Source organism: Pseudarthrobacter sp. NS4, from assembly GCF_024758005.1.
GTDB lineage: Bacteria > Actinomycetota > Actinomycetes > Actinomycetales > Micrococcaceae > Arthrobacter.
Genome location: NZ_CP103288.1, coordinates 4,307,041 through 4,331,751 on the forward strand (window position 1 = coordinate 4,307,041; position 24,711 = coordinate 4,331,751).

The 24,711-nt window shown below is 66.2% G+C and carries 25 protein-coding genes; 9 read left to right on the forward strand and 16 right to left on the reverse strand.

Going from position 1 to position 24,711, the window contains the following annotated elements; translation table 11 throughout:
- Nucleotides 1-13: 13 nt before the first annotated feature.
- The 4 genes from NXY83_RS20215 to NXY83_RS20230 all read left to right on the forward strand — a co-directional run bounded on the left by NXY83_RS20215 (nt 14) and on the right by NXY83_RS20230 (nt 4,725).
- On the forward strand, nt 14-517 hold the full coding sequence (locus NXY83_RS20215; RefSeq protein WP_309484106.1) for a GNAT family N-acetyltransferase: 504 nt from the start codon (nt 14-16) through the stop codon (nt 515-517).
- A gap of 205 nt (nt 518-722) precedes the next feature.
- Complete coding sequence (locus tag NXY83_RS20220; RefSeq protein WP_258803974.1) at nt 723-1,799, forward strand: extracellular solute-binding protein; 1,077 nt, start codon at nt 723-725, stop codon at nt 1,797-1,799.
- 44 nt (nt 1,800-1,843) lie between these two features.
- Entirely contained in the window at nt 1,844-2,911 is a 1,068-nt protein-coding gene (locus tag NXY83_RS20225) for an ABC transporter ATP-binding protein (RefSeq protein WP_258803975.1), read from the forward strand.
- Nucleotides 2,908-4,725: an ABC transporter permease gene (locus NXY83_RS20230; protein WP_258803976.1), complete on the forward strand. Its 1,818-nt coding sequence runs from the start codon at nt 2,908-2,910 to the stop codon at nt 4,723-4,725. Before NXY83_RS20225 ends, NXY83_RS20230 begins: the two co-directional genes overlap by 4 nt.
- Before the next feature lie 48 nt (nt 4,726-4,773).
- Here NXY83_RS20230 and NXY83_RS20235 read toward each other — a convergent pair whose 3' ends face one another.
- The 3 genes from NXY83_RS20235 to NXY83_RS20245 form a co-directional block, all read right to left on the reverse strand.
- Entirely contained in the window at nt 4,774-5,964 is a 1,191-nt protein-coding gene (locus NXY83_RS20235) for a 4-hydroxybenzoate 3-monooxygenase (protein ID WP_258803977.1), read from the reverse strand.
- Nucleotides 5,965-6,081: 117 nt separating this feature from the next.
- Nucleotides 6,082-6,825: an IclR family transcriptional regulator gene (locus NXY83_RS20240; RefSeq protein WP_258803978.1), complete on the reverse strand. Its 744-nt coding sequence runs from the start codon at nt 6,823-6,825 to the stop codon at nt 6,082-6,084.
- 60 nt (nt 6,826-6,885) lie between these two features.
- The gene (locus NXY83_RS20245) at nt 6,886-7,950 is read right to left on the reverse strand and encodes an FUSC family protein (protein ID WP_258803979.1); all 1,065 of its coding nucleotides are present in this window, start codon (nt 7,948-7,950) and stop codon (nt 6,886-6,888) included.
- A gap of 537 nt (nt 7,951-8,487) precedes the next feature.
- Here NXY83_RS20245 and NXY83_RS20250 point away from each other — a divergent pair.
- The 5 genes from NXY83_RS20250 to NXY83_RS20270 all read left to right on the forward strand — a co-directional run bounded on the left by NXY83_RS20250 (nt 8,488) and on the right by NXY83_RS20270 (nt 13,595).
- Nucleotides 8,488-9,852, forward strand: coding sequence for an MFS transporter (locus NXY83_RS20250; protein ID WP_258803980.1), 1,365 nt, complete (start codon nt 8,488-8,490; stop codon nt 9,850-9,852).
- A 78-nt stretch (nt 9,853-9,930) separates the two neighbouring features.
- Nucleotides 9,931-10,614, forward strand: a complete 684-nt coding sequence (locus tag NXY83_RS20255) for a GntR family transcriptional regulator (RefSeq protein WP_258803981.1) — start codon at nt 9,931-9,933, stop codon at nt 10,612-10,614.
- Nucleotides 10,611-11,399 carry an aspartate/glutamate racemase family protein gene (locus NXY83_RS20260; RefSeq protein WP_258803982.1) on the forward strand — a complete coding sequence of 263 codons (789 nt, stop codon included), beginning with the start codon at nt 10,611-10,613 and terminating at the stop codon, nt 11,397-11,399. The genes NXY83_RS20255 and NXY83_RS20260 overlap by 4 nt, the downstream gene beginning before the upstream one ends.
- 28 nt (nt 11,400-11,427) lie before the next feature.
- On the forward strand, nt 11,428-12,861 hold the full coding sequence (locus NXY83_RS20265) for an amidohydrolase family protein (protein ID WP_258803983.1): 1,434 nt from the start codon (nt 11,428-11,430) through the stop codon (nt 12,859-12,861).
- A gap of 8 nt (nt 12,862-12,869) precedes the next feature.
- The gene (locus NXY83_RS20270; RefSeq protein WP_258803984.1) at nt 12,870-13,595 is read left to right on the forward strand and encodes a maleate cis-trans isomerase family protein; all 726 of its coding nucleotides are present in this window, start codon (nt 12,870-12,872) and stop codon (nt 13,593-13,595) included.
- 5 nt (nt 13,596-13,600) lie between these two features.
- On the opposite strand, the gene NXY83_RS20275 is transcribed toward NXY83_RS20270, so the two are convergent.
- The 13 genes from NXY83_RS20275 to pcaG all read right to left on the reverse strand — a co-directional run bounded on the left by NXY83_RS20275 (nt 13,601) and on the right by pcaG (nt 24,707).
- Nucleotides 13,601-14,521, reverse strand: a complete 921-nt coding sequence (locus NXY83_RS20275; RefSeq protein WP_258803985.1) for a diacylglycerol/lipid kinase family protein — start codon at nt 14,519-14,521, stop codon at nt 13,601-13,603.
- 84 nt (nt 14,522-14,605) lie between these two features.
- Nucleotides 14,606-15,979 (reverse strand): NAD(P)(+) transhydrogenase (Re/Si-specific) subunit beta, encoded by a 1,374-nt coding sequence (locus NXY83_RS20280; RefSeq protein ID WP_258803986.1) that lies wholly within the window; start codon nt 15,977-15,979, stop codon nt 14,606-14,608.
- Nucleotides 15,976-16,293 carry an NAD(P) transhydrogenase subunit alpha gene (locus tag NXY83_RS20285; RefSeq protein WP_258803987.1) on the reverse strand — a complete coding sequence of 106 codons (318 nt, stop codon included), beginning with the start codon at nt 16,291-16,293 and terminating at the stop codon, nt 15,976-15,978. The genes NXY83_RS20280 and NXY83_RS20285 overlap by 4 nt, the downstream gene beginning before the upstream one ends.
- The gene (locus NXY83_RS20290; protein WP_258803988.1) at nt 16,293-17,462 is read right to left on the reverse strand and encodes a Re/Si-specific NAD(P)(+) transhydrogenase subunit alpha; all 1,170 of its coding nucleotides are present in this window, start codon (nt 17,460-17,462) and stop codon (nt 16,293-16,295) included. Before NXY83_RS20290 ends, NXY83_RS20285 begins: the two co-directional genes overlap by 1 nt.
- A 174-nt stretch (nt 17,463-17,636) precedes the next feature.
- Nucleotides 17,637-17,969: an MmcQ/YjbR family DNA-binding protein gene (locus tag NXY83_RS20295; RefSeq protein ID WP_258803989.1), complete on the reverse strand. Its 333-nt coding sequence runs from the start codon at nt 17,967-17,969 to the stop codon at nt 17,637-17,639.
- A gap of 75 nt (nt 17,970-18,044) precedes the next feature.
- Entirely contained in the window at nt 18,045-18,851 is an 807-nt protein-coding gene (locus NXY83_RS20300) for an IclR family transcriptional regulator domain-containing protein (protein WP_258803990.1), read from the reverse strand.
- A gap of 23 nt (nt 18,852-18,874) precedes the next feature.
- Nucleotides 18,875-19,549, reverse strand: coding sequence for a 3-oxoacid CoA-transferase subunit B (locus NXY83_RS20305; protein WP_258803991.1), 675 nt, complete (start codon nt 19,547-19,549; stop codon nt 18,875-18,877).
- Between the two features lies 1 nt (nt 19,550).
- The gene (locus NXY83_RS20310; RefSeq protein ID WP_258803992.1) at nt 19,551-20,231 is read right to left on the reverse strand and encodes a 3-oxoacid CoA-transferase subunit A; all 681 of its coding nucleotides are present in this window, start codon (nt 20,229-20,231) and stop codon (nt 19,551-19,553) included.
- Entirely contained in the window at nt 20,231-21,448 is a 1,218-nt protein-coding gene (locus tag NXY83_RS20315) for a thiolase family protein (protein ID WP_258803993.1), read from the reverse strand. The genes NXY83_RS20310 and NXY83_RS20315 overlap by 1 nt, the downstream gene beginning before the upstream one ends.
- Nucleotides 21,445-21,870: a 4-carboxymuconolactone decarboxylase gene (pcaC, locus tag NXY83_RS20320; protein WP_258803994.1), complete on the reverse strand. Its 426-nt coding sequence runs from the start codon at nt 21,868-21,870 to the stop codon at nt 21,445-21,447. Before pcaC ends, NXY83_RS20315 begins: the two co-directional genes overlap by 4 nt.
- Nucleotides 21,867-22,685: an alpha/beta hydrolase gene (locus NXY83_RS20325; protein ID WP_258803995.1), complete on the reverse strand. Its 819-nt coding sequence runs from the start codon at nt 22,683-22,685 to the stop codon at nt 21,867-21,869. Before NXY83_RS20325 ends, pcaC begins: the two co-directional genes overlap by 4 nt.
- The gene (locus NXY83_RS20330; RefSeq protein ID WP_258803996.1) at nt 22,678-24,144 is read right to left on the reverse strand and encodes a lyase family protein; all 1,467 of its coding nucleotides are present in this window, start codon (nt 24,142-24,144) and stop codon (nt 22,678-22,680) included. The genes NXY83_RS20325 and NXY83_RS20330 overlap by 8 nt, the downstream gene beginning before the upstream one ends.
- Nucleotides 24,141-24,707, reverse strand: coding sequence for a protocatechuate 3,4-dioxygenase subunit alpha (gene pcaG, locus NXY83_RS20335; protein WP_258803997.1), 567 nt, complete (start codon nt 24,705-24,707; stop codon nt 24,141-24,143). Before pcaG ends, NXY83_RS20330 begins: the two co-directional genes overlap by 4 nt.
- Nucleotides 24,708-24,711: the final 4 nt, after the last annotated feature.

The following is a 24,711-nucleotide window of genomic DNA, read 5'->3' on the forward strand; positions in this document are numbered from 1 at the left end:
AATCGAGACAGACATGCAGACCAATCCGCGGCTGAACATTCGGCAAGTGCCCTGGTCCAATCCTGTTGGCGCCGACCTGCGACGGGCCCAGCAGGCCGAACTCGACGCCCGCTTCGGGACCGTGGACCACGAGCCCGGCCCCCCGCCGTCGGGCGCCGACTGCGCCGTGTTCCTCGTGGCGTACGACAAAGGATCGGGCCAGCCCGTGGGATGCGGCGGCCTGCGGCTCCTGGATTCGTCCACAGCCGAGATTAAGCGGCTGTACGTCCTTCCCTATACCCGCGGCTCAGGGATTGCCAGCTCCATCCTTGCCGCTTTGGAGGCCGAGGCTTTCAAGCAGGGAATCACGCGGATCAAGGCGGAGGCCGGCTCTGCGCAGCCGGACGGGCGGAATTTTTACCGGAATTCGGGGTTCGAACCGGTGCCGAACTTCGGTCCGTATATCGGGGTGGAGCACTCGTACTGCTATGCCAAGAGCATCAACGCGCGAAGTGCGGCCCAGACGGCCATGGCTTAAGGGCCGCGCCGTACCAACCACTTTTGGCCAGGACTGACCTTTCACGCGGCGTTTACCCGAAGGCCGCCGACAGTTCTCCCGACTGGACCACATTGGGCAGCCGGGCTGTTTATCGAATCGATAGCAAAACGGCCCCACATTCCGCATGCCCGGTTATAGGCTGTGCGGACATGCTCCGATTCCAGTCCAGAAATGAGTCCTGATCGTGCGTAAATTGCAGACTTTGGTTGCCGCCGCCCTCGCCGTCACCCTCCTTGCCGGATGCGGCGGCGGGACCACCCCGCCCGCTGCTTCGGGCGATGCGTCCTCCGCTCCGGCCGCAGGTTCCGGCGAAACCCTGGTGGTTTACACCAACTCCAACGGCGAAGGCCGCGGCGAATGGCTGACTGCCGAGGCAGCCGAGGCCGGATTCAAGATCGAGATCGTAGGTGCCGGCGGTGCCGACGCCACCAACAAGTTGATCGCCGAGAAAAACAACCCCATCGCGGACGTCGCTTTCGGGTTGAACAACATGTACTTTGCGCAGATCAAGGCTGAGGACGTGTTGGAACCGTACGAGCCGTCCTGGGCAGGCGAGGTGGACAAAGAGCTGGGCGACGGCGAGACGTATTGGCCGCTGGTGAAGCAGGCCATCCTCCTGGGCTACAACTCAGACAAGATCTCCAAGGACGCCGCGCCGCAGGACTGGACAGACCTGTGGACGAAGGACGAATTCAAGGACCGCTACGAGCGGGTGACGGGCCTGGGCACTGCTACCGCCCAGCTCGTTTTCGCGGGGATCCTCAACCGCTACCGTGACGACTCCGGCGACCTGGGCATCTCTGACGAAGGCTGGAAGCAGGTGGAGCAGTACTTCCAGAACGGCAGCCCCGCCGTTGCAAAGACCGATCTCTTTGCCCGCATCGCCTCCGGTGAGGTGGACATGGGGCAGATGCCGTCCTCGATCATCGCCGAGCGGGAGACATCCTTCAAGGTGAACGTTGACACCGTGGTTCCCTCCGTGGGCGTCCCGCTCGCCGTGGAGCAGATTGCCCTGGTCAAAGGCACCGAAAAGCAAGAGCAGGCCCAAAAGTTCATCGACTGGTTTGGCAGCGCCGAGGTCCAGGGCGAGTTTGCAAAGCAGTTCAACTCAATGCCGGTCAACAAGGAAGCCGAAGCCCAGGCCAATCCCGAGGTGGTGGACTTCTTCGCGGACCTCAAGCAGCAGGACATTGACTGGGAGTTCGTGCAGGAGAACATGGGCGCCTGGGTGGAAAAGATCGAACTCGAATACATGACGTAGCCCGGTCCCCCTGCCAGCTTCCCGTTCCACCAGACAGGTTTGCCATGATCCGCTTGGACAACATCGAAGTTTCCTTCGGCGATTTCACCGCCATACCGCAACTGGACCTGCACGTCCGGCCCGGGGAGTTCTTCACCTTGCTGGGGCCTTCCGGCTGCGGAAAGACGACGGCGTTGCGCACCTTGGCCGGCTTCATCCAGCCGGCCAAGGGCACCGTCCAGGTGGACGGCAGGGATGTCACCCGCCTTCCCAGTGATAAGAGGCAGGTGGGCATGGTGTTCCAGAACTATGCCTTGTTCCCCAGCATGAGCGTCTGGGAGAACATCGCATTCGGGTTGCGGGTGCGGAAGGAAAAACCTGCGGACAGCGACCGCCTGGTCCGGGACATTGCCCGGCGCGTGGAACTGAGCGACGAGCAGCTGGCCAAGAACGTGGCGGAGCTGTCCGGCGGGCAGCAGCAGAGGGTGGCCGTGGCACGCGCACTGGTGCTGCGGCCCAAGATCCTGCTGCTGGACGAGCCGCTGTCCAACCTGGATGCCAAGCTCCGCCACCAGCTCCGGCAGCAGCTTAAGGACCTGCAGAGTGAGTTTGGCATTACCACCGTCTACGTGACGCATGACCAGGATGAGGCCCTGGCCATGAGCGACCGGGTGGCAGTGTTCAATAAGGGCGTGGTGGAGCAGGTGGGGACGCCGCAGGAAATTTATGACCAGGCCGCCACCGAGTTCGTCTGCAACTTCATCGGCGACAGCTCGGCCCTGACGCCGGAGTTCGTTGCGGAAGTGAACCGGCTTTCGGGTGCACAACTCAGCACGCACGCCAACTCCTACCTTCGGGTGGAAAAGGCGTCCCTGGACCGCCCCGCCAACGGGGGCGCCGCCGTCGGACTTCCCGGCACGGTGGTGTCCCGCACCTACCATGGCCTGCACAGCCGGTACATCGTGCGCAGCCACGGCGCGGACATCCGCCTCCTGGTGAAGGAGGACGGCGGGGCCCACCGCGGCCCCGGGACGGAAACCACTGTGTACCTCCAGCCGGAGCATGTGCTGCAGTACCACCCGGAAACCGGCGCTGCCCTGCAGCAGCAGGACCAGGCGGTAGCCCTGCCATGAGCAGCACTCCGGTCCGCGGGATGCTCCGCTCGCCCTTCGTGCTGATAGTGGGCGTTGTGCTCACCTGGTTCATTGCCGCGTTCCTGGTGTGGCCCAACGTGAACGTCCTCATGGCCACGTTCTTCCCGGACGGCAGCTTTTCCGGGCGGGCGGCGGAGAAGCTCTTTTCGTCCCAGCGCGCCATGAAAGCGCTGGGCAACAGTTTCCTGCTCGCAATCGCGTTGTCCATCACCGTGAACCTGGTGGGGATATTTATAGTCCTGGTGACGCATTACTTCCGCATCCGGGGCTCACGGATCCTCTTCCTTGGCTACGCCTCCACGTTCATTTACGGCGGCATCGTGCTGGCCGCGGGGTACAAGTTCATCTACGGGGACAAGGGGATTGTCACCTCCCTGCTGGTGAAGGTGTTTCCCGGCATGGATCCGGCCTGGTTCTCGGGATTTTTCGCGGTCCTGGTGGTGATGACCTTTGCCACCACTACCAACCACATGCTGTTCGTTGCCAACGCGCTGAAGGGGATCGACTACCAGACCATAGAGGCCGCGCGGAACCTGGGCGCCTCCACCTGGACCATCCTGCGGCGGATCGTGCTGCCGATGCTCAAGCCCACGCTGTTCGCCGTGACCATCCTGTCCTTCCTCACCGGGCTTGGGGCCCTCAGCGCTCCGCAGGTTCTGGGCGGGCGCGATTTCCAGACCATCACGCCGATGATCCTGACATTCACCAACAGCCCCACGTCACGTGACCTCGCCGCGCTGCTGGCCGTGATCCTGGGCGTAGCCACCATCCTGATGCTCGCGGTGATGTCCCGCATGGAGAAGGGCGGCACCTACTTCTCGGTGTCCAAGGTCTCCTCCGAGCTGCAGAAGCAGCAGATCACCAGCCCCGTGGCCAATGCTGCGGTGCACGCGGTGGCGTACCTGCTGTTCGCCGTGTATACGCTGCCGGTGCTGCTCATAGTGCTGTATTCATTCGCGGACGGTGCCGCCATCCAGACCGGACAGCTCACGCCAGGCAACCTGACCCTGGACAACTACGTGCGGGTCCTTACCCAGCAGTCAGGGCTGCGGCCGTTCATCGTCAGCGTGGTGTACAGCGCGCTGGCCGCGCTCATCGCCGTCGGCGGGCTGCTGTTCGTGGCGCGGCTGCTGCAGAAGCACAGGAACTGGGTGGCCTCGGTCTTTGAATACCTGCTCCACATTCCCTGGATCCTGCCCTCGGCGCTGCTGGCCCTTGGCCTGATCATCAGCTACGACCACCCCAACCCCCTGGTGGGCGGCGCAGTGCTCACCGGCACCACTGTGATCCTGCTGATCGCCTTTGTCACCGTGAAGATCCCGTTCACGCTCCGCATGCTCAAGGCTTCGTTTGCCTCGGTGAACTCTTCGCTGGAGGAGGCGGCAGCCATCATGGGCGCCAAGACGCTCTATGTGTTCCGGCGGATCCTCCTCCCGCTCGTGCTGCCCGCGGCCGCCGCCATTACCGCCTTGAACTTCAACAGCCTGCTGGACGACTACGACACCGCCATCTTCCTGGCCCACCCGCTGGTCCAGCCCCTGGGTCTGGTTATCAAGGCGAACACAGACGGGGCCGAGGGAGTGGAAGGCGTTGCCAATACTTTTGTCTACACCGTGCTCCTGATGGTGATCACCGGCGTCACCATGTACTTGGTCTATGGCAGATCAGCGCGCCGCAAGGGCAGGAGGGGCCTGCCGGCCGTTCCACCGGCCGCACCTGTCGCGGCGCCGCCACTCTCCGATGCCTCCGTGTCCGGCGAGGACAGCAAGCTGCCTGCGGCCCCCGTGCGTTGATCGGCGGGCGGACCGCTTCCGCCGGCGGCGCGCCCGGCCCGCCGCGCGTCAGCGGGCGCCAGGCCAGCCGGTGTAGGCCTCGGCGAGGTAGGCCAGTCCGTGCCGTGAGGAGACCACGGAGCTGAGTTCGCCGAGTTGGCGGGCGCGGGAGAAGTCGTCGGCGTCAGCCGGGGTGTGCAGCATGGTGGTCATCCAGTAGGAGAACTGCTGCGCCTTCCATACCCGTTCCAGGGCGCGGTCGCTGTAGGCCTCCAGCAGGCGGTCCGAGCCGGAGTTGTAGTGGCTGTCGAGTCCTTCGAAGAGGACTTTGACGTCATGGATCGCCAGGTTCAGGCCCTTGGCACCGGTGGGCGGAACGGTGTGCGCCGCGTCACCCGCCAGGAAGAGGTTGCCGTGGCGCATCGGGGTGTGGACAAAGCTGCGGAACGGCAGCACCATCTTCTCGATGACCGGGCCTTCCTTGAGTTCGAAGCCGTTGCCGTTCACCCGGCTGCGGAACTCGGCCCAGATCCGGTCGTCATCCCAGTTGGCAACGTTTTCCCTGGGGTCGCACTGGAAGTACATCCGCTGCACGGTTTCCGTTCGCTGGCTGATCAGGGCGAAGCCGTTGGCGGAGTTGGCATAGATCAGTTCATCGGAACTGCGCGGGGCCTCGGCGAGGATGCCGAACCATGCGAAGGGGTATTCGTGGAAGTACCATTTGCGGTGCGCCTCGGGGATCTGGAACCGGCAGTGGCTGCGGGAACCGTCCGCACCCACCAGGAAGTCGGCCTGGATCTCGAACTCCACGCCCTCGGCGTCCGTGAACCAGACCTTCGGCTTTCCTTCCAGGTCATGCACGGTGGTGTCCGTGACGCTGTAGCGGACGTCACCGCCGTCGGCCTTCCTGCGGGCGGCGAGGTCCAGGAAAACGTCCGTCTGGGGATACAGCCAGACGGACTCCCCCACCAGGTCTTTGAAGTCCACGCGGTGGCTTTCGCCGTTGAAGCGCAGTTCGATGCCGTCGTGCCGGTCTCCGTCACGCAGCACCCGGTCCGAGACTCCGCTGTCCACCAGCAGGTTGACCGTGCCGTGTTCGAGGATGCCGGCGCGGACGGTTTCGGAGATCTCCTTGTGGCTGCGGACCTCGATCACCGTGGAGTCGATGCCGGCTTTCGCCAGCAGGTGGGAGAGCATCAGCCCGGCAGGACCGGCACCCATGATGGCCACCCGGGTAGAGATGATCTTGCGTGCTGCCATGGTTCTTCTCGCTTCGTTGCGGGGCCCGCGTGGCGGTGCCGGGGGAATTGGTCTGCCCCCAGTGTGCGCTTGAAGAAGTGGCTGACGTTACGCCAATTCCGTTGAATGGGAGCGGCGTCAGGAATCACCTAGGCTGCGGGAAATGCCGCGGGCGGCAGTCTGTAGCGCGGGCACCAGTGCTTGAAGGCGCACCTCGCGCAAGGGAACCACGACGCCGAGGGACGCCACCGCCCGTTGCCTGCGGTTGAGCACGGGGACGGCGATGCCCCAGGTGTCGGGATCCACGACGCCAGCCAGCTGGGCGAAGCCCTGGCGGGAAGTTTCGCTGAGCAGCGCCCGGATGGCTTCCCTGGTGACCTTCCCGTCGGGGTCCGCGAACTGCCCAAGATATTCAGCCTGCAGGGCCTTGTCCTGGTGCCCCATAAGCGCCAGCCCTGCCGAAGAGATGTGGATGGGCATCCTGCCGGCCACCTGGGCACGGTTGGCCACGGATCCCCGCCTTGACAGCCTTTCCACGAAGAGCGCCTCCCACCCGTCCAGCACCGCCAGGTTCACGTTCTGGTTGAGCACCTGCTGGATGTCTTCCATGAACGGCATCGCCGCCTGCCTCAAGGCAAGGGTTGGGGAGGTCCGGTTCACCAGCTCCCACAGCCGCAGCCCGGGCCGCACCATGCCGTCGGGGCCGGCCTCCAGGAGGCCATGCCCCGCCAGCTGCCGGACCAGCCGGTGGGTGGTGGTGAGTGGCAGGCCCGCACGGACGGAAAGCTCGGACAGCTGCAGGGCGCTCACATCCTGCGGAAAGGCTGAGATGAGCCGGACGATCCGGTCCACCACCGAATCACCGGACCTCGAATTCGCCACACCTCACCAGCTTCCGTTGAATGGTTGTGGCCTCAGGGTACCTTCCGACGCGAAAGGCGGCTAGGCCATCGTGGTCCGTTGCCGAAGCCGGCGCCGCACGTCCGGCGCCAGCACCACGGCGATGCCGACGGCGGCCCCGATCACGGTTTCGATGATGCGGTCCCGGAGCAGGATGGCAGGTGCCGACGGGACCACCAGCAGTGTGGAGATCAGGGCCAGCGGCGTGACGAACACCTGGGCCAGCAAATACTGGCGGATGATAAACAGTTCGGCACCGAACTGGCACAGTGCCATGACGAGCACCGTCTGCCATGGCTGCAGTTCCAGCAGCACTATTCCGGCCAGGATCACCAGGCCCAGCACAGTGCCAATGATCCTTTGGATTCCACGGCGTACCCGGTGGCGGGTCGTGTGACCCACCAGGGGAACGACGGCGGCCACCATCGCCCAGTAGTTGTGGCCGAATCCGAGCCGTTCCCCTGCCCACGTAGCCAGGGACCCGGCCAGCCCCGCCGCCACCAGGTAGCCGAGGCCTTCCAGCCATGCAGCCCGCTTCTCATCTGGTGTGCGCCGGATAGGCGGGGGCCGTACCCACGGCGTGCGGTGGCTGGGCAGCACGCGGGAGGAGAACCCGATCACCAGGCAGAAACCGGTGGTGAGGACCGATACCAGCATGCCCTGCCACAACGGTGGTTGATTAGGGATGGATGCTATGGCCGCAAAGGCAAAGATGTGGAAGAGGGAACCGGCCGGGCGCAGGCGCAGCCAGGAAATCGCCACTGAGCAGCCGCCGGCAACCACGGTGGTGGCCAGGACCAGCAGCCACGTGGTGGTGGAGCGGTCCAGCCCCCAAGCAGCTTCGATCCTCGCGGCAAGGGACGCCAGGAGGATCACCAGCAACATCAGCAGCCCGGCCCGCATCTGCAGGGCGAAGCGGGCGGCATGGGGTTCGCCGCGGCCGTAGATTCCGGTGAAAGCGCCGAAGGACGCGAAGATGGCCAGGTCCAGCCGCCCCAGGAGTACCAGCGAGAAGAGCGGTACAAATACTCCTACCGCGCAGCTCAGGGCAGGATGGTGGTCCTTGTTGGCGGGAGCAATGCTGAACATCTCAGCGAGCATCTTCACGTGGCAATAGCACCTTTCCTGCGGTACCTGGTGCTGGTCTGACGGGCGGCCGCGCTGACGTTCCTTCAGAATCCTACGCCCGGCGTGCTTCCCACGATCGGAACGGCGGCGCAACACAACTTCGTCCGTCCCGGTGAACCGTTCACGCCCGCGGAATCAGCCGCGCCATCGGCTCGCAGCCAGTCATCCCAACCAGGTCGCAGCAGGTGTCGTTTTGAGGCGTGATAACGACACCTGCTGCTACTTAGTTGGGATTTGAGGGCAGGCAGGTACCACCGCGCGCAGTCACAATCCGTTTGCGGGCCACCTGAAGACTGGACTTCGCCAAAACCCTTGACAGTGGCGCGGGTCACTCTTATCTTTGATTTGGGATCCCAAAATGGGATCCCAAACGACAAGGCCGGGGACACGGCGCTCCGGATCGCCCACCACGGCCTTTGTACTAACGGATTCGCAGACTCAAACCCCTGCATTTCCGGCCCGCACCCTCCCCCCCATACCTCCCCCACCCGTAAACTTCCCCGTGAAGGAGAAGCTGTGTCTATCCCAAATACTGAAACAGCAGCGGCGTCTGCCGCTGGCGACGCCACCGATGCAACAACGGGACAGCCCCCGAAGGACGGCGTGCAAAGGCGCACCACCGTCCGCTGGAAGCTTTTCCTGCTGCTGTTGGTCCTGGTTGCCGTCAACTACATCGACCGGGGTTCCATCTCGGTTGCGCTCCCCATCATCCAGAAGGAATTCAACCTCGCCCCTGAGCTGGTGGGACTCCTGCTCTCAGCCTTCTTTTGGACCTATGCCCTGATGCAGATCCCTGTTGGCTGGCTGATCGACAAGTTCGGCCCCCGCAAGGTCATGACCGCATCCTGCGTCGGCTGGGGCGCTGCCACTGCGGCCTCAGGCATGGCAGGAGGGTTCCTCAGCATGTTCATTGCCCGCATGGGCATTGGCGTTACCGAGGCCGGAGTAATGCCCGCCGGCGGAAAGCTCAACGCCATCTGGATGCACAAGTCCGAACGTGGCCGCGGCGCAACCATCCTGGACGCCGGTGCACCGCTGGGCGCGGGCCTGGGCGGCATCATCATCGCCGGCCTGATCGCCTCCACCGGCAGCTGGCGCATGGCCTTCGTGATCGCCGGCGCTGCCACTGTCCTCATGGGCCTGGCGGTCTGGTGGTACGTCCGGGACAATCCCCGTGAACACCGCGGCGTCAACGAGGCAGAGGCCGCCTATATTGAAGCCTCCCATGCGGCCGAGGATGCCGAGGCGAAGGCAGACGGCAGCCAGGGCAAGCGTGCACTGCTCCCCTACCTGCGGTTCCGCTCCTTCTGGGCCATGTGCTTCGGCTGGCTGGGATTCAACGGAGTGTTCTACGGCCTGCTGACCTGGGGCCCGCTCTACCTGGCCCAGGCCAAGGGCTTCGACCTGAAAACCATCGGCTGGTCCACCTTCCTGATCTTCGGCGCCGGGTTCGTTGGTGAAATCATCGGCGGCACCATTGCCGACAAGTGGCGCGCATCCGGCGCCTCAGCCAACCGCGTCATGCGGACCCTGCTGGGCATCTCCAGCGCGGTGGTCATTGGCGGCCTCATCGGCGTCACGGTGGTCCCTGACCCCACCACGGCCGTAGTACTGCTCTCCCTGGTCATGTTCTTCCTGCGCTGGGTGGGCCTCTTCTGGAGCATCCCCTCCATCCTGGGCGGGCGCACCAACGCCGGCGTGCTGGGCGGGGCCATGAACTTCAGCGGCAACATCTCCGGCTTCGTTACTCCCATCGCCGTCGGGCTCATTGTGGGCGCAACCGGGTCATACACCTGGGCGCTGCTCTACTTCGTGGGATCCGCAATCGTCATGGGCGCCTCGGTCCTGACCCTGAATTACAACAAGCGGCTTCCTGTCTAAGCTAGCCATCCAAGGCAACACTCACTCCACGCTTCCGCTGCCGGGAGCAGCGTCACACGGAAATCCGAATGGAGCACCATGCTTACTGCAGAAGACACCCAGGACAAGGAACGCCCGCTCCGCGAGGCTGTCCGGGATACGCTCCGCACCCGGATTTTCGAAGGACACTACGCTCCCGGCACGCGGTTGGTGGAACGCGACCTTGCAGCAGAATTCTCCGTTTCCCGGCTGCCGGTCCGTGAAGCCCTTCGCATGCTCCGCCAGGAAGGCCTCGTCAGCGACCGGGGTGCGAGGGGGGCCGAGGTCAGCACGCTCAGCCCCAAAGACGTGGAGGACCTCTTCGATGTCCGACAGTCCCTGGAAGTCCTGGCATGCCGGCTGGCCGCCATACGGGCCACCCGGGAGGACCTCACTCACCTGAAAGACCTCCTGGACAGCGCGGAGAGCCTCCTTGCCAAAGGCGCGGTTATGGAAGCCCACCGAGCCAACAGTGAGTTCCATGACGCCATCACCGGCATCGCTGACAACAACTTCCTCAAATCAGCACTCGAACCCCTCCAGGGCCGCATGCACTGGCTCTTCCGGCATGTCGCCGACCTGCCGGAACTCATCCAGGAACACCGTGAACTGTATGCCGCCATCGCAAGCGGCGACCCCGACCGGGCAGCCGCCAAGTCTGCTTCCCACATCGGCAAGTACCGCGAACAGTTCCCCGAGGACTTCAAGAAGACCGAACCAGAATTTCACCGGAAGAAGAAATGAAACTTCTCGTCATCAACCCCAACATCAGCGACGATGTCACTGCCCTTATTGAATCGGAAGCACTTCGTTCCGCCGCTCCCGGCACCGAACTTTTGGTCCGCACCGCCGGCCACGGCGTGGAGTACATCGAGACCCGCTTCGAGTCACTCATCGCCTCCGCAGCGGTAGCTGAACTCGTCGCCGAATACACCCGCCCCGGCGGCGAATCCGTGGACGGCGTGGTGGTGGCCGCGTTCGGCGATCCGGGAATGCCTGCCCTTAAGGAACTGGCGGACGTTCCGGTCATCGGCATCACCGAGGCCGCGCTCTGCGCCGCCTCGCTTCAGGGCCACCGCTTTTCCATCATCGCCATCTCGGACCGGATCCAGCCCTGGTACCGCGACTGCGTGGAGCGGTTCGGGCTGGCCGGACGGCTCGCCTCCATCCGGTCCATCAACGAGTCCCTGAACAGCATCGGCTCCGTCCAGCAGGACTTCAAGGACACCCTCCTGGCACTAAGCCGGCAGGCCGTAACCGAGGACGGGGCAGACGTCGTCATTCTGGCCGGCGCCCCGCTGGCCGGGCTTGCCCGCGAGCTCAGGGAACAGATTCCCGTGCCGGTGGTGGACGGCATCTCTGCAGGAATCCGGATGACCGAAGCTGTTGTGGGCCTGCAGTCCGGGTCCCACCGCGCCGGCGCCTTCGCTCCCCCACCCGTCAAGGGACGTAAAGGGCTCTCCGAAAACCTCGGCGCCGCGCTTGCCGCAGCACAGGAGAAGGCCCACGATTCCGCACCCACTGCCTAGAAGCCGCTTTTTTCAAAGGAGGACACCGATGTCCAACCAGCCAGACCTTGTCATCACCAACGCCACCGTGGTCAACGCCCTCGGCCGCCAAGAGGCCCACATTGTTATCCGGGAGGGGCGCATCACCGCGCTGGTTGACGCAGCTGAGGCCGCCCCGGACGCCGCCCGAACCATCGACGCCTCGGGGAAGCTCGTGATCCCCGGCGGCGTGGACGGCCACTGCCACGTGGCCCAGGTGACGGGCCGCTTCCGGACCCTGGACGACTACCGGACCACATCCACCGCTGCCCTCTGGGGCGGGACCACCACCATCATCGACTTCGGGATTCCCCGCGATGCCCAGGAAACACCGCTGGCAGCCGTCCTGCACAAAAAGGAACTCGCCACCGAATCCAGGTGCGATGTTGCGCTCCACGGGGCCGTGATCAGCTGGGACGAAACCGTCCCCTGGCAGCTGGAGCAGCTTGCCGCCGAGGGCGTGCGCTCCGTGAAGATGTACACCACCAACCGTGGCACCACCATGGCCGACGGCGGCACCATCCTGAAGGTCATGCGTGAAATGGTCCGGCTGGACGGCTTGACCTACATCCACGCCGAGCATGATGCGATCATTGCCGACTGCACCGAGCAGCACGCCCAGGACGGCCGTATCGGCATCGGCCACCTGCACCGGACCCGGCCCGAGCTCGCTGAGGAGGTCTCCGTCAAGGAAACGTTGGCCATGGCCGAATACACCACGGCGCCCGTCTACTTTGTCCACCAATCAACGCCGGGGGCAGTTGATCTTGTCACCGAGGCCCGGCGCCGCGGGCTTGAGGCCTACTCCGAGACCTGCCCGCATTACGTCACGCTGGCTGACTCCGTCTACGGCTCGAAATTCCCCGAGTGGTTTGCTTGCTGCCCGCCCATGCGCAACGCCGAAACGGTGGCGGCACTCAAGTCACGGCTGGCTGCCGGGGCAATTCACACCATGTCCTCCGACCACTCCTGCTACGACCTTTCACAGAAGCGCGAGCGCACGGACGACGTACGGGCCATGCCCCATGGCCTCCCTGGCGTGGAAACCCGGATGCCGGTCACCTTCACCACCATGACCTCCTCCGGTGCCAGCGTGGAAGACTTCGTGGAAGTTTTCTCCGCCGGCCCGGCACGAATCAATGCCGTACCAGGCAAAGGCCGCATCGCCGAAGGGTTCGACGCCGACCTGGTGATCTTCGACCCCGCGGAAGAGCGCACCGTGGACGGCCCGGCCCTGCACATGGGGACCGACTTCTCGCCGTTCGATGGACACGCCCTCACAGGCTGGCCCGCCGTCGTCATTTCGAACGGCCGGGTGGTGCTGGATGCCGAAGGTTTCCACGATCCCGGCGCCGCCGGGCGCTTCATCACCCGCAACGGCTTCCGCCAGCACCAGTCCGCCATCCCCGCCGCCGCCGCGCACGCCGCCGCTGCAACACTTTAGGAGTCTTGATGCCTTCAACAACCCGCCCCCGGCGGATCGGCATGATCGTCCCGTCTTCCAACACCTGCCTGGAGCCGCAGACGTACCGCATCCTGGGCGGCCGAACGGACGTCACCGTCCATTTCACCCGCATCCCCGTCACCCGGATCGCCCTGGACCACTCCTCTGACCGGCAGTTTGATCCCGCCGTCATGCGCGACGCTGCACGGCTGCTCGCGACGGCGGACGTGGACGTCATTGCCTGGAACGGCACCTCGGGGTCATGGCTGGGACCCGGCCACGACCGTGAGCTGGCGCAGGAAATCACGGATGCCACGGGGATCCCGGCGACCACCTCCACGCTGGCGTACCTCGAAGCGTTCCGGAGCTTCGGCACGGAGCGAATCAGCCTTTTCACGCCGTACACCGAGGACGTGAACCACCGGGTGATGGCCTGCTATGAACGGGAAGGGATCAAGACCGTGGACCACCGGGCCTTGGGCCTGAGCGACAATGAATCCTTCGCCCGGGTCACCGACGACGAGATGCGGCCCGGTTCAAGGGAACTCGCACAGGCTGCCCCCGACGCCCTTGTCTACCTGTGCACCAACCTCTACGGGGCCAACATCACGGCGGAAATCGAGGAGGACACCGGCATTCCCGTGCTGGATTCCGTGGCCGTCACGCTCTGGCACGCGCTCAGGCTCGCCGGAGCGCCGCTGCTGGACCAGCGGTGGGGCAAGCTGCTGACGTAGGAAAACTACATCCGGAGGGTGAGTGCGGACGGCACCATGGTCATCAGGACGTGCTTGCCCTGGCCCTCGTGGTCACCGTCCAACTGGTAGTCGTCCTTGTGCTCCAGAATGATTTCCACGGTCTTGCCTTGGAAGTACTCCACCGAGGTGTCCTTGTTCCGCCCCTTGCCAATGATGCCGGCAAGCACGGAGAGCCAGCCCAGCCGGCCATGGTGGGGAGCCAGCACCGCCACGTCGAGCAGGCCGTCATCCATTTTGGCTTCCGGGAAAATCTCCAGGCCGCCCTGGACCTTGCCGCAGTTCCCCACCATCACGCTGCGGACTCCGCGCCGCACTACCGTTTTTCCATCGATCACCACTGTCGCCTTCACCGGCTTGCCCGGCAGGTTCCGGATTCCGGCGTCCACGTAGGCAAGCCAGCCCACCTTGTGCTTAAGCTCCTGGTTGGTATCGGCCATGATGGTCGCGTCGTATCCCACACCGGCCATGACCAGGAACAGCTGCTCGTCGTCGGGGTCGCTGCGGCGGGCGCGGACCACATCGATCTTCCGTTCGGCACCGAGCAGCGCCCCGGCCATGGCGCCGTCGTAATCCGTGACGTCCATTCCCAGGTTGCGGGCCAGCAGGTTGCCGGTACCCAGGGGAAGCAGGCCCATTGGGGTGTCCCCGCCGGCGAGGACTTCGGCGACGCAGCGTACGGTGCCGTCACCGCCGGCAGCGATGACGATGTCGGCGCCCTGGGCGAGGGCTTCCTTCGCCTGGCCGACGCCGGGGTCCTCCAGCGTGGTTTCGAACCAGAGCGTCTCGCCCCAGCCGTTTTCGACACAGTGCTTCGCGACGAGTCCACGTACGTCGATGTCCACCGGCTTGGCGGGGTTCACGATGATTGCAGCGCGCTGGGGTTTAGTGGAGCTGTGGGCAGTCATGGTGTCCTTCGGTGGCAAATGGAAAGGCTACTTATGAAAAAAGAGTAGCCTGCCCGGGGACGGGTTCGAAGCAGCCCGGCAGGGTTACAGCGCCTTCACTGCCCCCAGCACCTGGGCCAGCGAGTCCTTGGCGTCGCCGAACAGCAGCGACGTCTGCGGCTCGTACAGCAGTTCGTTTTCGATTCCGGCAAACCCCGGACGCATCGAACGCTTCAGGAACACCACCTGCCGCGCGTCAGCCACCTCCAGGATGGGCATGCCGTAGATGGGCGAGCCGGAGGAGGTTTTGGCTGCCGGGTTCACCACGTCGTTGGCGCCGACCACCAAGGCCACATCCGCCGTCTTGAACTTGGGGTTGATCTCCCCCATCTCCTTGAGCGACTCATAGGGCACGTTCGCCTCGGCCAGCAGCACGTTCATGTGCCCCGGCATCCGCCCGGCCACCGGATGGATGGCGAAGTCGACGTCGATGCCGCGGGCTTCCAGGGCCTGCGCCAGCTCCGCCGCAGTGTGTTGCCCCTGCGCCACGGCCAGGCCGTACCCGGGAACAATGATCACGCGCTGCGCGTAGCCCAGGAGCACGGCCACATCCTCGGGGCTGGAAGACCGGACGGGACGCTCGCTCACAGCGGTGGACCCCGCCGTCGAACCTCCCCGGAAGGCGCCGAACAGGATGCCGGCCACGCTCCGGCCCATGGCTGCTGCCATGGCACGGGTGAGGATGGTGCCCGAGGCGCCCACCAGGGTGCCGGCGACCACCAGCAGGACGTTGCCGAGCACCACGCCGGATGCGGCGACGGCCAGGCCGGTGAAGGCGTTCAGGAGGGAAATGACGATCGGGACGTCAGCGCCGCCCACGGGCAGCACCAGCAGGATCCCGGCCGCCAGCCCCAGGACCAGCAGCAGCACCGCGAGCGCCGCCGAACCGGTCAGGATAACGCCGACGGCGGTGGCGACGGCGGCGAGCAGCACCGCCGCCATCACCACGGGGAGCCCGCGGAACACCACCGGCCGGGTGGTCATCAGTTCCTGGAGCTTCGCAAACGTGACTCCTGAACCTGCGAAGGAAACGGCACCAACCAGGAGCGTGAACACGATGGCCAGCCGCACCCAGGGATCGCCTGCGTGGCTTAGTTCCAGAAGCGCCACCAGGGCAGCGGCTCCGCCGCCCACGCCGTTGAAGACGGCAACCAGCTGCGGCATCTGCGTCATCTTCACGCCCCGGGCCACCGGCGCCGCCACCACCGTGCCCACGGCGATGGAACCGAGGATCCAGGGGACGTTGTCCAGCTGCGCTGACAGGAACACCGTAACCACGCCGATCAGCGCACCCAGCGCCCCGATGAGGTTGCCGCGGCGGGCAGTCCGGGGAGAACTGAGTCCGCGCAGCGCCAGGATGAAGAAGACGGCGGCGAGGAGGTACAGGAGCGAGGTCCAGACGGGATCGAGGATGCTCACTTGCTGTCTGCCTTCGTCCACGGGGTCCTGGCAACTTGTTTTTTGGCGTGGAACATATGGAGCATCCGGTCGGTGACCACGAAGCCGCCCACCAGGTTGGCGGTGGCCAGCACCACCGCGAGGAGGGCCACCGCCAGGATCAAGGGCTCGGATGCCTGCCCGGCCACGATGATGGCGCCCACCAGGATGATCCCGTGGATGGCGTTGGCGCCGGACATCAGGGGGGTGTGCAGGGTGCTGGAGACCTTGGACACCACCTCGAACCCCACAAATACCGCCAGGACCGTAATGGTCAGCAGGCTCATCCCGTCCATCAGAGCACCCCTTCCTGCCGGGTCCTGGTTCTGGCAGCGAGGAGTTCCGCCGTGGGCTGGTGCCGGACCGCGCCATCGTGGGTCAGGCAGGCCCCGGCCACCACCTCATCATCGAAGTCGGGTGCCATGGTGCCGTCCCGGACCATGAGTGCCAGGAGGTTGGCCACGTTCTTTGCGTAGAGGCGTGAGGCGTCCGAAGCCATCGCAGAGGCGGGGTCCTTCAGGCCCACCAGGGTGACATACCCGGCGCCGTCGGCGGTGGGGACGGCAATGTCCTGGCCGGGTGCCACACCCTCCACGTTGCCGCCTGACTCCGCGGCGAGGTCGACGACGACCGAACCCGCGCGCATGTCCTGCACCATCTCACGGGTCACCAGGAGCGGGGCACGCCTGCCAGGGATGGCCGCCGTCGTGATCAGGACGTCCGACTGCGCAACGTGCGGTGCCAGCAGCTGGCGTTGCCGGGTGCCGGCGTCGGAACTGAGCTGGCGGGCGTAACCGCCGGCAGCCTCCGCAGTTTCGAGGTCCAGCCGGATGAAGGTGCCGCCCATGGAGGCCACCTCGTCGGCAGATGCGGGGCGGATATCGTTGGCGAAGACCCGGGCGCCGAGCCGTTTAGCGGTGCCGATGGCCTGCAGGCCCGCAACACCGGCGCCGAGGACCAGCACACGGGCCGGCGGCACCGTGCCGGCCGCGGTCATGTAGAGCGGGAAGAACCGCGGAAGCCGGATGGCCGCTTCCAGGACGCAGCGGTAACCGGCCACCAGGGCCTGGGAGCTCAACGCGTCCATGGACTGGGCGCGGGAGATGCGGGGCACCAGTTCCAGTGCGAAGGATGTGACTCCGGCGTCGGCGAGCGCCTCCACCGTGGGCAGCTCGGACGACGGCGACCCGAGCCCCACCGTCACTGCCCCCCGTTTGAGGGACCGGACATTGTGCGGGTCAAGCGGGCGGACATGCGCCAGGGCATCCAGTTGGGCAAGGTCCAGCTCGGGGACCAGGCGCGCACCGGCCTGCCGGTAGTTGTGGTCAGGATGGCCGGCGGCGTAACCGGCACCTTCCTCCACCAGGACTTCTGCGCCGAGCGCTGCCAGTTGCTTGACGGTTTCCGGTGTGGCGGCAACTCGCCGTTCACCCTCCCGGCGTTCCCGCGGAATGCCCAGTTTCACCCGCTGACTCCCCTCGCAGACAAGTGCGGCGGCGGCCTGCGAAGCCCTGCCCCGGTATTAATCCGGAGGGCCGGGCTTTGCGGAGCAACGCTGCTGCACGTAATTGGCTTGAGTCTATGGCCCGCACTGCTGCGGCGGGAGTAGGTGGGCTGCCTTCTGTGGGAAACAGTTACATTAGGAGCTTCGCCCGGGATGCGGACGGGATGGCCTGCCCCCTGCAAGCAGGTAGGAATCCTGCAGCAGTTCCCCGAGGAGCCCGGCATCGATCCGGTCAAGCCGCACCAGCACCAGTTGGGGTGAACGTTCGTGGTGGGGAGTCCAGAAGTAGATGCCAGGTTCGGTGCCGGCGAGGGCCTCGCGCTCCTCCGTCTTGACCGTGAGGACCCCCGGCTCCCAGATCCTCGCCATCAGGGTCCTGGCGAACCACGCGGGCTGGCCCCAGCTGGACCTTTCGGTGACGCCGGGCAGCTCAAGGGCGGCTCGTCGCACGTCGTCTTCAGTGACCATGGGCCACACTTGCACGGTGGGCCGCCGAAGACAAGGGACCGGGCGGTGCAGGGACCAGCCGTACTGGCCGTCCGCTTATCCGCGGGCAGTAAGATCCGCCGAGACCAGTTTGGCTGTGGCCATAATTTCCTGTGCCACCGAGGACAGGTAGGCGTCCGGGTCCGGCTTGGCGGCGACGGACTGCGCCTGCAGGGAAACGTTGACGGCGGCCACCACCTTCGTGGGTCCGTCATAGACAGGTGCTGCCACGGACATCAGTCCCAGCTCCAGCTCCTGGTCCAGCAGGCACCAGCCCTGGGCCCGGACGGTCTCCAGGACGGCCAGCAGCTCGGGGACGGTTCCCAGCGCGCGCGGGGTCAGTGGTTTGATGTCCGCCGCGGCCAGGTAGGCCTCCAGTTCGGCCGGCGGAAGGTGTGCCAGCAGGACCCTGCCCATGGAGGTGGCGTATGCCGGGAACCGGGTGCCCACCGTGATGCCCACATTCATGATCCGGCGGGTGGTGACCCGGGCGATGTAGGCGATGTCCGTGCCGTCCAGCACAGCGGCGGAGGTGGATTCGCCCAGCTTCAGCGAAAGCTCCTCAAGGTGCGGCTGCGCGAGCTGGGGCAGCGAAAGTCCGGACAGGTAGGCGAAGCCGAGCTGGAGGACCTTGGCGGTCAGCGCAAATGTCTTGCCGTCGGTCCGCACGTAGCCCAGTTCCACCAGGGTGTGCAGGAACCTCCGCGCGGTGGCCCGCGTCAGACCAGTCCGGCCGGCGACTTCCGTCAGGGTCATGACCGGGTGGTCCGTATCGAATGCGCGGATGACGGCCAGTCCGCGCGCCAGCGACTGTACGTACTGGTCGCTGGCTTGCGGGGTACCCGCTACTGCTGCCTCGGTCATGGTTATCAATCCTAGGGCCGTCCTCAGGCAGCCGGGGCGGCTGTGAGCGGGACGGGGACCAGCTCCTGGAGTTCCTCGAGGGTGCAGCCGAAGGTTTCGCGGACCTGGGCGCCGTCGGGTCCGGTGAGGAAGACGGCCTTGTCGGTGTAGACGCGGGTGACGCAGCCGATGCCGGTGAGCGGGTAGGTGCAGGCTTCGACGATCTTGGAGGCACCTTCGCGGGTGAGCAGGGTCATCATCACGAAGACGTCCTTGGCGCCGGTGGCCAGGTCCATGGCACCGCCGACGGCGGGAATGGCACCGGGTGCCCCGGTGTGCCAGTTGGCCAGGTCACCGGTCGCCGAGACCTGGAACGCGCCGAGCACACAGATGTCCAGGTGCCCGCCGCGCATGATCGCGAAGGAATCGGCATGGTGAAAGTAGGAGGCGCCGGGGAGTTCGGTGACGGGGATCTTGCCGGCGTTGATCAGGTCACCGTCGATCTCCTCGCCCTTGGCTTCGGGTCCCATCCCAAGCATCCCGTTCTCCGTATGGAGCGTGATGTTCTGCTTCTCGGTGAGGTAGTTGGAGACCAGGGTGGGCTGGCCGATGCCAAGGTTCACGAAGGAGCCCGGGGCGATGTCCCGGGCCACCAGGCGGGCCAGGTCATCGCGGCCCATGGCCGTCTCCGAGGTCTTGATGGATGTTGCGGTGCTCATCTCAGGCCGCCTTCTTTGTGGTGCCGGCTACGCGGACGATGCTGTTGACGTAGATGCCGGGGGTGACGATGTTCTCCGGGTCCAGTCCGCCGGTGGGGACGATCTCGGAGACCTGGACGATGGTCTGCTTCGCAGCTGCTGCCATGATGGGCCCGAAGTTCCGGGCGGTCTTGCGATACACGAGGTTGCCCTTCCCGTCCGCCTTGAGCGCCTTGATCAGGGCGACGTCGGCGTGGATGGGGGTTTCGAACACCTGGCCGCGGCCGTCAATGATCCTGGTTTCCTTGCCCTCGGCCAGCATGGTCCCGTAGCCGGTAGGCGTGAAGAACCCGCCGATCCCGGCCCCCGCGGCACGGATGCGCTCAGCGAGGTTGCCCTGCGGCACGAGTTCCAGCTCGATCTCGCCGGCCTTGTATTTGGCATCGAAGTGCCAGGAGTCGGACTGCCGCGGGAAGGAGCAGATCATCTTCTTCACCCGGCCTTCCTTGATCAGCAGGGCCAGGCCCTGGTCGCCCTGGCCGGCGTTGTTGTTCACCACGGTCAGGTCCTTGGCGCCGCAGTCCAGCAGGGCGTCGATCAGTTCGAACGGCTGGCCCGCGTTGCCGAACCCGCCGATCATCACGGTGGAACCGTCCTTGATGCCGGCCACGGCCTCTTGGACTGAATCTACGAAGTTCAGCATTACTGGTCCTTTCCAGCGGTGACGTTTTCGAGGACCACGGCCAGGCCCTGGCCCACACCGATGCAGATGGCCGCGACGCCCCACCGCTCCCCCGAGGCCTGCAGCGACCGGGCAAGGGTGCCCAGGATCCGCGTTCCGGAAGCACCCAGCGGATGGCCCATCGCGATGGCACCCCCGTGCCGGTTCACAATGGAGGGGTCGATGCCCCAGGCGTTAATGCACGCCAGCGACTGCGCGGCAAACGCTTCGTTAAGTTCGACGGCGCCCACCTGGTCCCAGCCGATGCCCGCCTTCGCCAATGCTTTGTTGGCCGCCTCCACCGGGGCGAACCCGAAGTACTGGGGATCGTTGCCGTGCGCGCCGCGCCCGGCGATGCGTGCCAGGGGCTCAAGGCCCAGCAGCCCGGCGGCGCTCTCGGATCCGATCCAGGCCGCGGAGGCGCCGTCGGACAGCGGGGAAGCATTTCCGGCGGTGACCGTGCCGCCCACCTCGGCGCCCTCGGGCTCGTTGCGGAAAACGGTCTTCAGCGCGGCGAGCTTCTCGGCGGTGGAACCGGGGCGGATGCCCTCGTCCCGGACCAGGTCAGTGCCGGGGACCGGGGTCACCAGGTTGTCGTAGAACCCTTCGTCCCACGCGGCGGCGGACAGGTTATGGGAGTTGGCGGCGAATTCGTCCTGGGCCTGGCGGGTCACGCCGTATTTCTCGCGGAGCCGCTCGGTGGCCTCGCCCAGGGAGATGGTCCACTCCTTGGGCATCGCCTTGTTCACCAGCCGCCAGCCCAGCGTGGTGGAGGCCAGCGTCATGTCCCCGGCAGGGTAGGGCTTCTCGGTCTTGGGCAGCACCCACGGGGCGCGGGACATCGACTCAGCACCGCCCACCAGCATCAGCTCCGCATCCCCGGCATTGATCTGGCGCGAAGCGATGATCGCGGCGTCCAGCGAGGACCCGCACAGCCGGTTGACCGTGGTGCCCGGGATGGACACAGGCAGCCCCGCGAGGAGGGTACCCATCCGGGCGATATTGCGGTTCTCCTCCCCTGCGCCGTTGGCGTTGCCGAACACCACCTCATCGATCCGCTCCGGATCCAGCGCCGGGGCCCGCTTCACGGACTCCCTGATCACATGAGCGGCAAGGTCATCCGGACGGACCCCTGCGAGGCCGGAGCCGAACTTCCCGAAAGGGGTGCGCACGGCGTCGTACACAAAAGCCTGGTTCATGGTGTTGTATCCATTTCTCGAAAGACCTGCTGGGCGGTCTTGAAGGCGGTGTTGGCGGAGGGGACCCCGCAGTAGATGGCGGTCTGCAGCAGGATTTCCTTGATCTCATCCCTGCTCAGGCCATTGGTGAGGGCTGCGCGGATGTGCATGGCCAACTCTTCCCAGTGCCCGTGTGCCACCATGGCGGTGATGGTGACGGCGGAACGCATCTGCCGGGTCAGGCCCGGGCGGGTCCAGATGCCACCCCACGCGATCCGCGTGATCATGTCCTGGAAGTCTTCGGTGAAGCCGTCCTTGTTGGCGTTGGCGCGGTCCACATGCGCATCGCCCAGGACTTCGCGCCGGACCTTCATGCCGCCGTCGTAAATTTCCTGGCTGGTGGCCTCCGGCTGGACTACTCCGTGCCTTTCAGTTCCGCTCATTTCCCTGCTCCCCGGGATTCGGTCCAGGAGAGAAGGCTGCGCATCAGCCCGGCTACGTGCGCCGGCGCTTCGGCCGGGGCCAGGTGTGCCACACCCTCAAGGGTGACCGCCGTCGCGGTGCCTCCGCCGGCGGTGATCCCTGCCGCCACTTCCTCAGCCAGCGACGGCGGCGCGACGCCGTCCATGGCCCCGGCGATCACCTGGGTGGGGACGCGGACGCTCCCCAGCTCCTCCCGGACATCAAAGGCTGCCAGCGCTTCGCAGCAGTAGGCATAACTGAAGCGGTCTGCATCGCGCAGGGCGTGCAGGAGACGGCTGCTGAGCTCGGGCTCCCGGTCCATGAACCCCGGGGCGAACCAGCGCTGGGCGGACCCCTGGATCATCACCGGCGTGCCCTGGCTGCGGACGGTTTCGGCGCGCTCCAGCCACGCCTCTGGTGTGCCGAGCTTCGCGCCGCTGCACTGGACGGAGAGGCTCTTAAGGCGTTCACCGTGCTTGATGCCCAGCTGCAATCCGGTGGCGCCGCCCAGGGAAACGCCTGCGTAGTGGAAGGCTCCACCGGGGGCGATGGAGTCAATCAAGTCCACCACGGCGTCAGCCAGCGCGGCGACGTCGAACGCTTCGGTTGCGGCCGGTGAGACGCCGTGGCCGGGCAGGTCCCACGCCACCACGTCGTAGTCGCTGCCCAGCAGGGAGGCGGCCCGATTCCAGAGGAGGGAGGACGTGCCCAGGGAAGAACCGACCACCAGCAGGGGGTGCTCGCCCAGGGGTCGCTGGGGCGACAGCAGTGCGGCTTTCAGGGAAGGCTTAGCCACGGCGGGCTCCGTTCGCGTCGGTTTCTGCAGATGCTGTGGGCAAAAAGTCCGGGTAGGCGGCGAGGATGCGGCGGGAGATCCCGGCTGCCTCGCCCAGGTAGCCGGCGGGGTCCAGGAGCTCCCCAAGGCGGAGGTCCGTCACCAGGCCGGGCGGCAGGGCTTCCCGGAGCAGTTTCCGGTAGGCGGCTGCCTGTTCCGCGGCAGGTGCCTGAAGGGTCCTGTCCACAACGTCCTGGAGCTGCTGCTTGCCGCTGCGGCCGTCCTTTTCCTCGAGCAGCGGTGCGACGGCGGCGCTGACGCCCTCGGCCAGCAGCAGCGGGCCGGCGAGGTCCAGGTTGCGGCGCATGGCATCCGGGAACACCTGCAGCCCTTCAGCGAGCTCCCTTACATGGCCGGCAGCGCCAAGGGCCAGCGAGAGGAGCTGCCGGAGTGCCGGCCACTCGATATGCCAGGCTCCGTCCGGCCGTTCATCATTGAAGTTGGCCGCGGCCAGGTGAAGCCGGGCGGCCAGGCTGGGTGCCTGCAGGGCGGCGCTGCGGACCAGCACCGACAGCACGGGGTTCTGCTTCTGTGGCATGGCCGAGGAAACGCCGCGGCCCGCAGCCCGGGGCTCGGCCAGCTCGGCCACCTCGGGCCTGCTAAGGAACAGCACGTCGGCAGCGATCTTGCCGAAGGCATCCAGCAGTGCTGCCAGGGTGTGTCCCAGCGACGTGACGGCCAGCCGGTTGGTGTGCCAGGGCGCGGGAGCAGCGGCCAGGCCCAGCTGGGAAGCCAGCGAGTCAGCGAGGAAGAACGGTGTGGTGTGGGAGCGTTCGGTCAGCACAGTTCCGGCAGCCAGCGTGCCTGCGGCCCCACCGAACTGGACCGGCAGCTCCAGGTTTTCCAGCTGGCGGCCTGCGGCGGCAACACCGTGGAACCACTGGGCCGCGCGCAGCCCGAACGTATAAGGCAGGGAGTGCTGCGTCAGGCTCCTTCCCACGCACAGCGTGTCCGCATGCTGTTCCGCCAAGGCGGCGAGCGCCGCCGTCGTGCGCTTCACGTCGGCGAGCACTGCCCCGACGGTGTTGTGTGCGAGCAGCATCAGCGCCGTATCCAGCACGTCCTGGCTGGTGAGCGACGCGTGGACGGCCTTTCCGGCCCCGATGCCCGACGTATCCAGTGCCGCCACCTGCTTGCGGAGGTCGGCCAGGAGTGGGATCACCGGGTTGCCCCCGCCCTGGGCGCGGACCGCGACATCGGCGAGGTCGTACCGGCCCGGGTCGGCGGCGGAAGCCACGACGGCGGCGGAACCGGCGGGTGCCAGGCCCGCCTTTTCGAGTACCGCGGCCCAGCCGGACTCGACGGCGAGGATCGCCGCCAGCACGGCACGGTCCCCGGTCAGCGCGGCCACCAGGGGCGACGCGGAGACGGGGCTCAGCAGGCCAACGTCTGCTCCACCGGAACTGTCCAGGTCAGTCACTGGAAATCCAGGAAAACCGTCTCGCCCTCACCCTGAAGGCGGATATCAAACGTCAGGCCGCCGTCGGCATCGCGGCGGGCAATCAGCGTCTTCCGGCGCTCCGGGTCCAGCGAGGACAGCAGCGGGTCGTTGGCCAGCGCCTCCTCGTTCTCCGGCAGGTAGATCCGGGTGAAGAGCCGGTTGGTGAGGCCGCGGGCAAAGATGGCAACCGAGATGAACGGCGCGGCGCCCGGCCTGGTGGGGCCGGGGTTGACGGTGGTGAAGGTGAAGACCCCCGAATAGCCAACGGAGCCGCGGCCCCAGCCGGTGAAGGTGTAGCCGTCGCGGACCAGGGAACCGGTCTTCTGGACGATCCTGCCGTCGGCGTCCGGCTGCCAGATCTCCAGGATGGCGTCCGGCACGGTTTCCCCGGCGCCGTCGTACACGGTGCCCTGGAGGCGGATGGAGCCCGGTGAGCCGGGGGCGAGGAGTTCGTTGTCCTTCTCGAACGGCAGCGCGTAGCCGTAGAACGGGCCCACGGTCTGGCCGGGTGTGGGGACAAGCGGGGTGGTCTGGTTGCTCATGTCT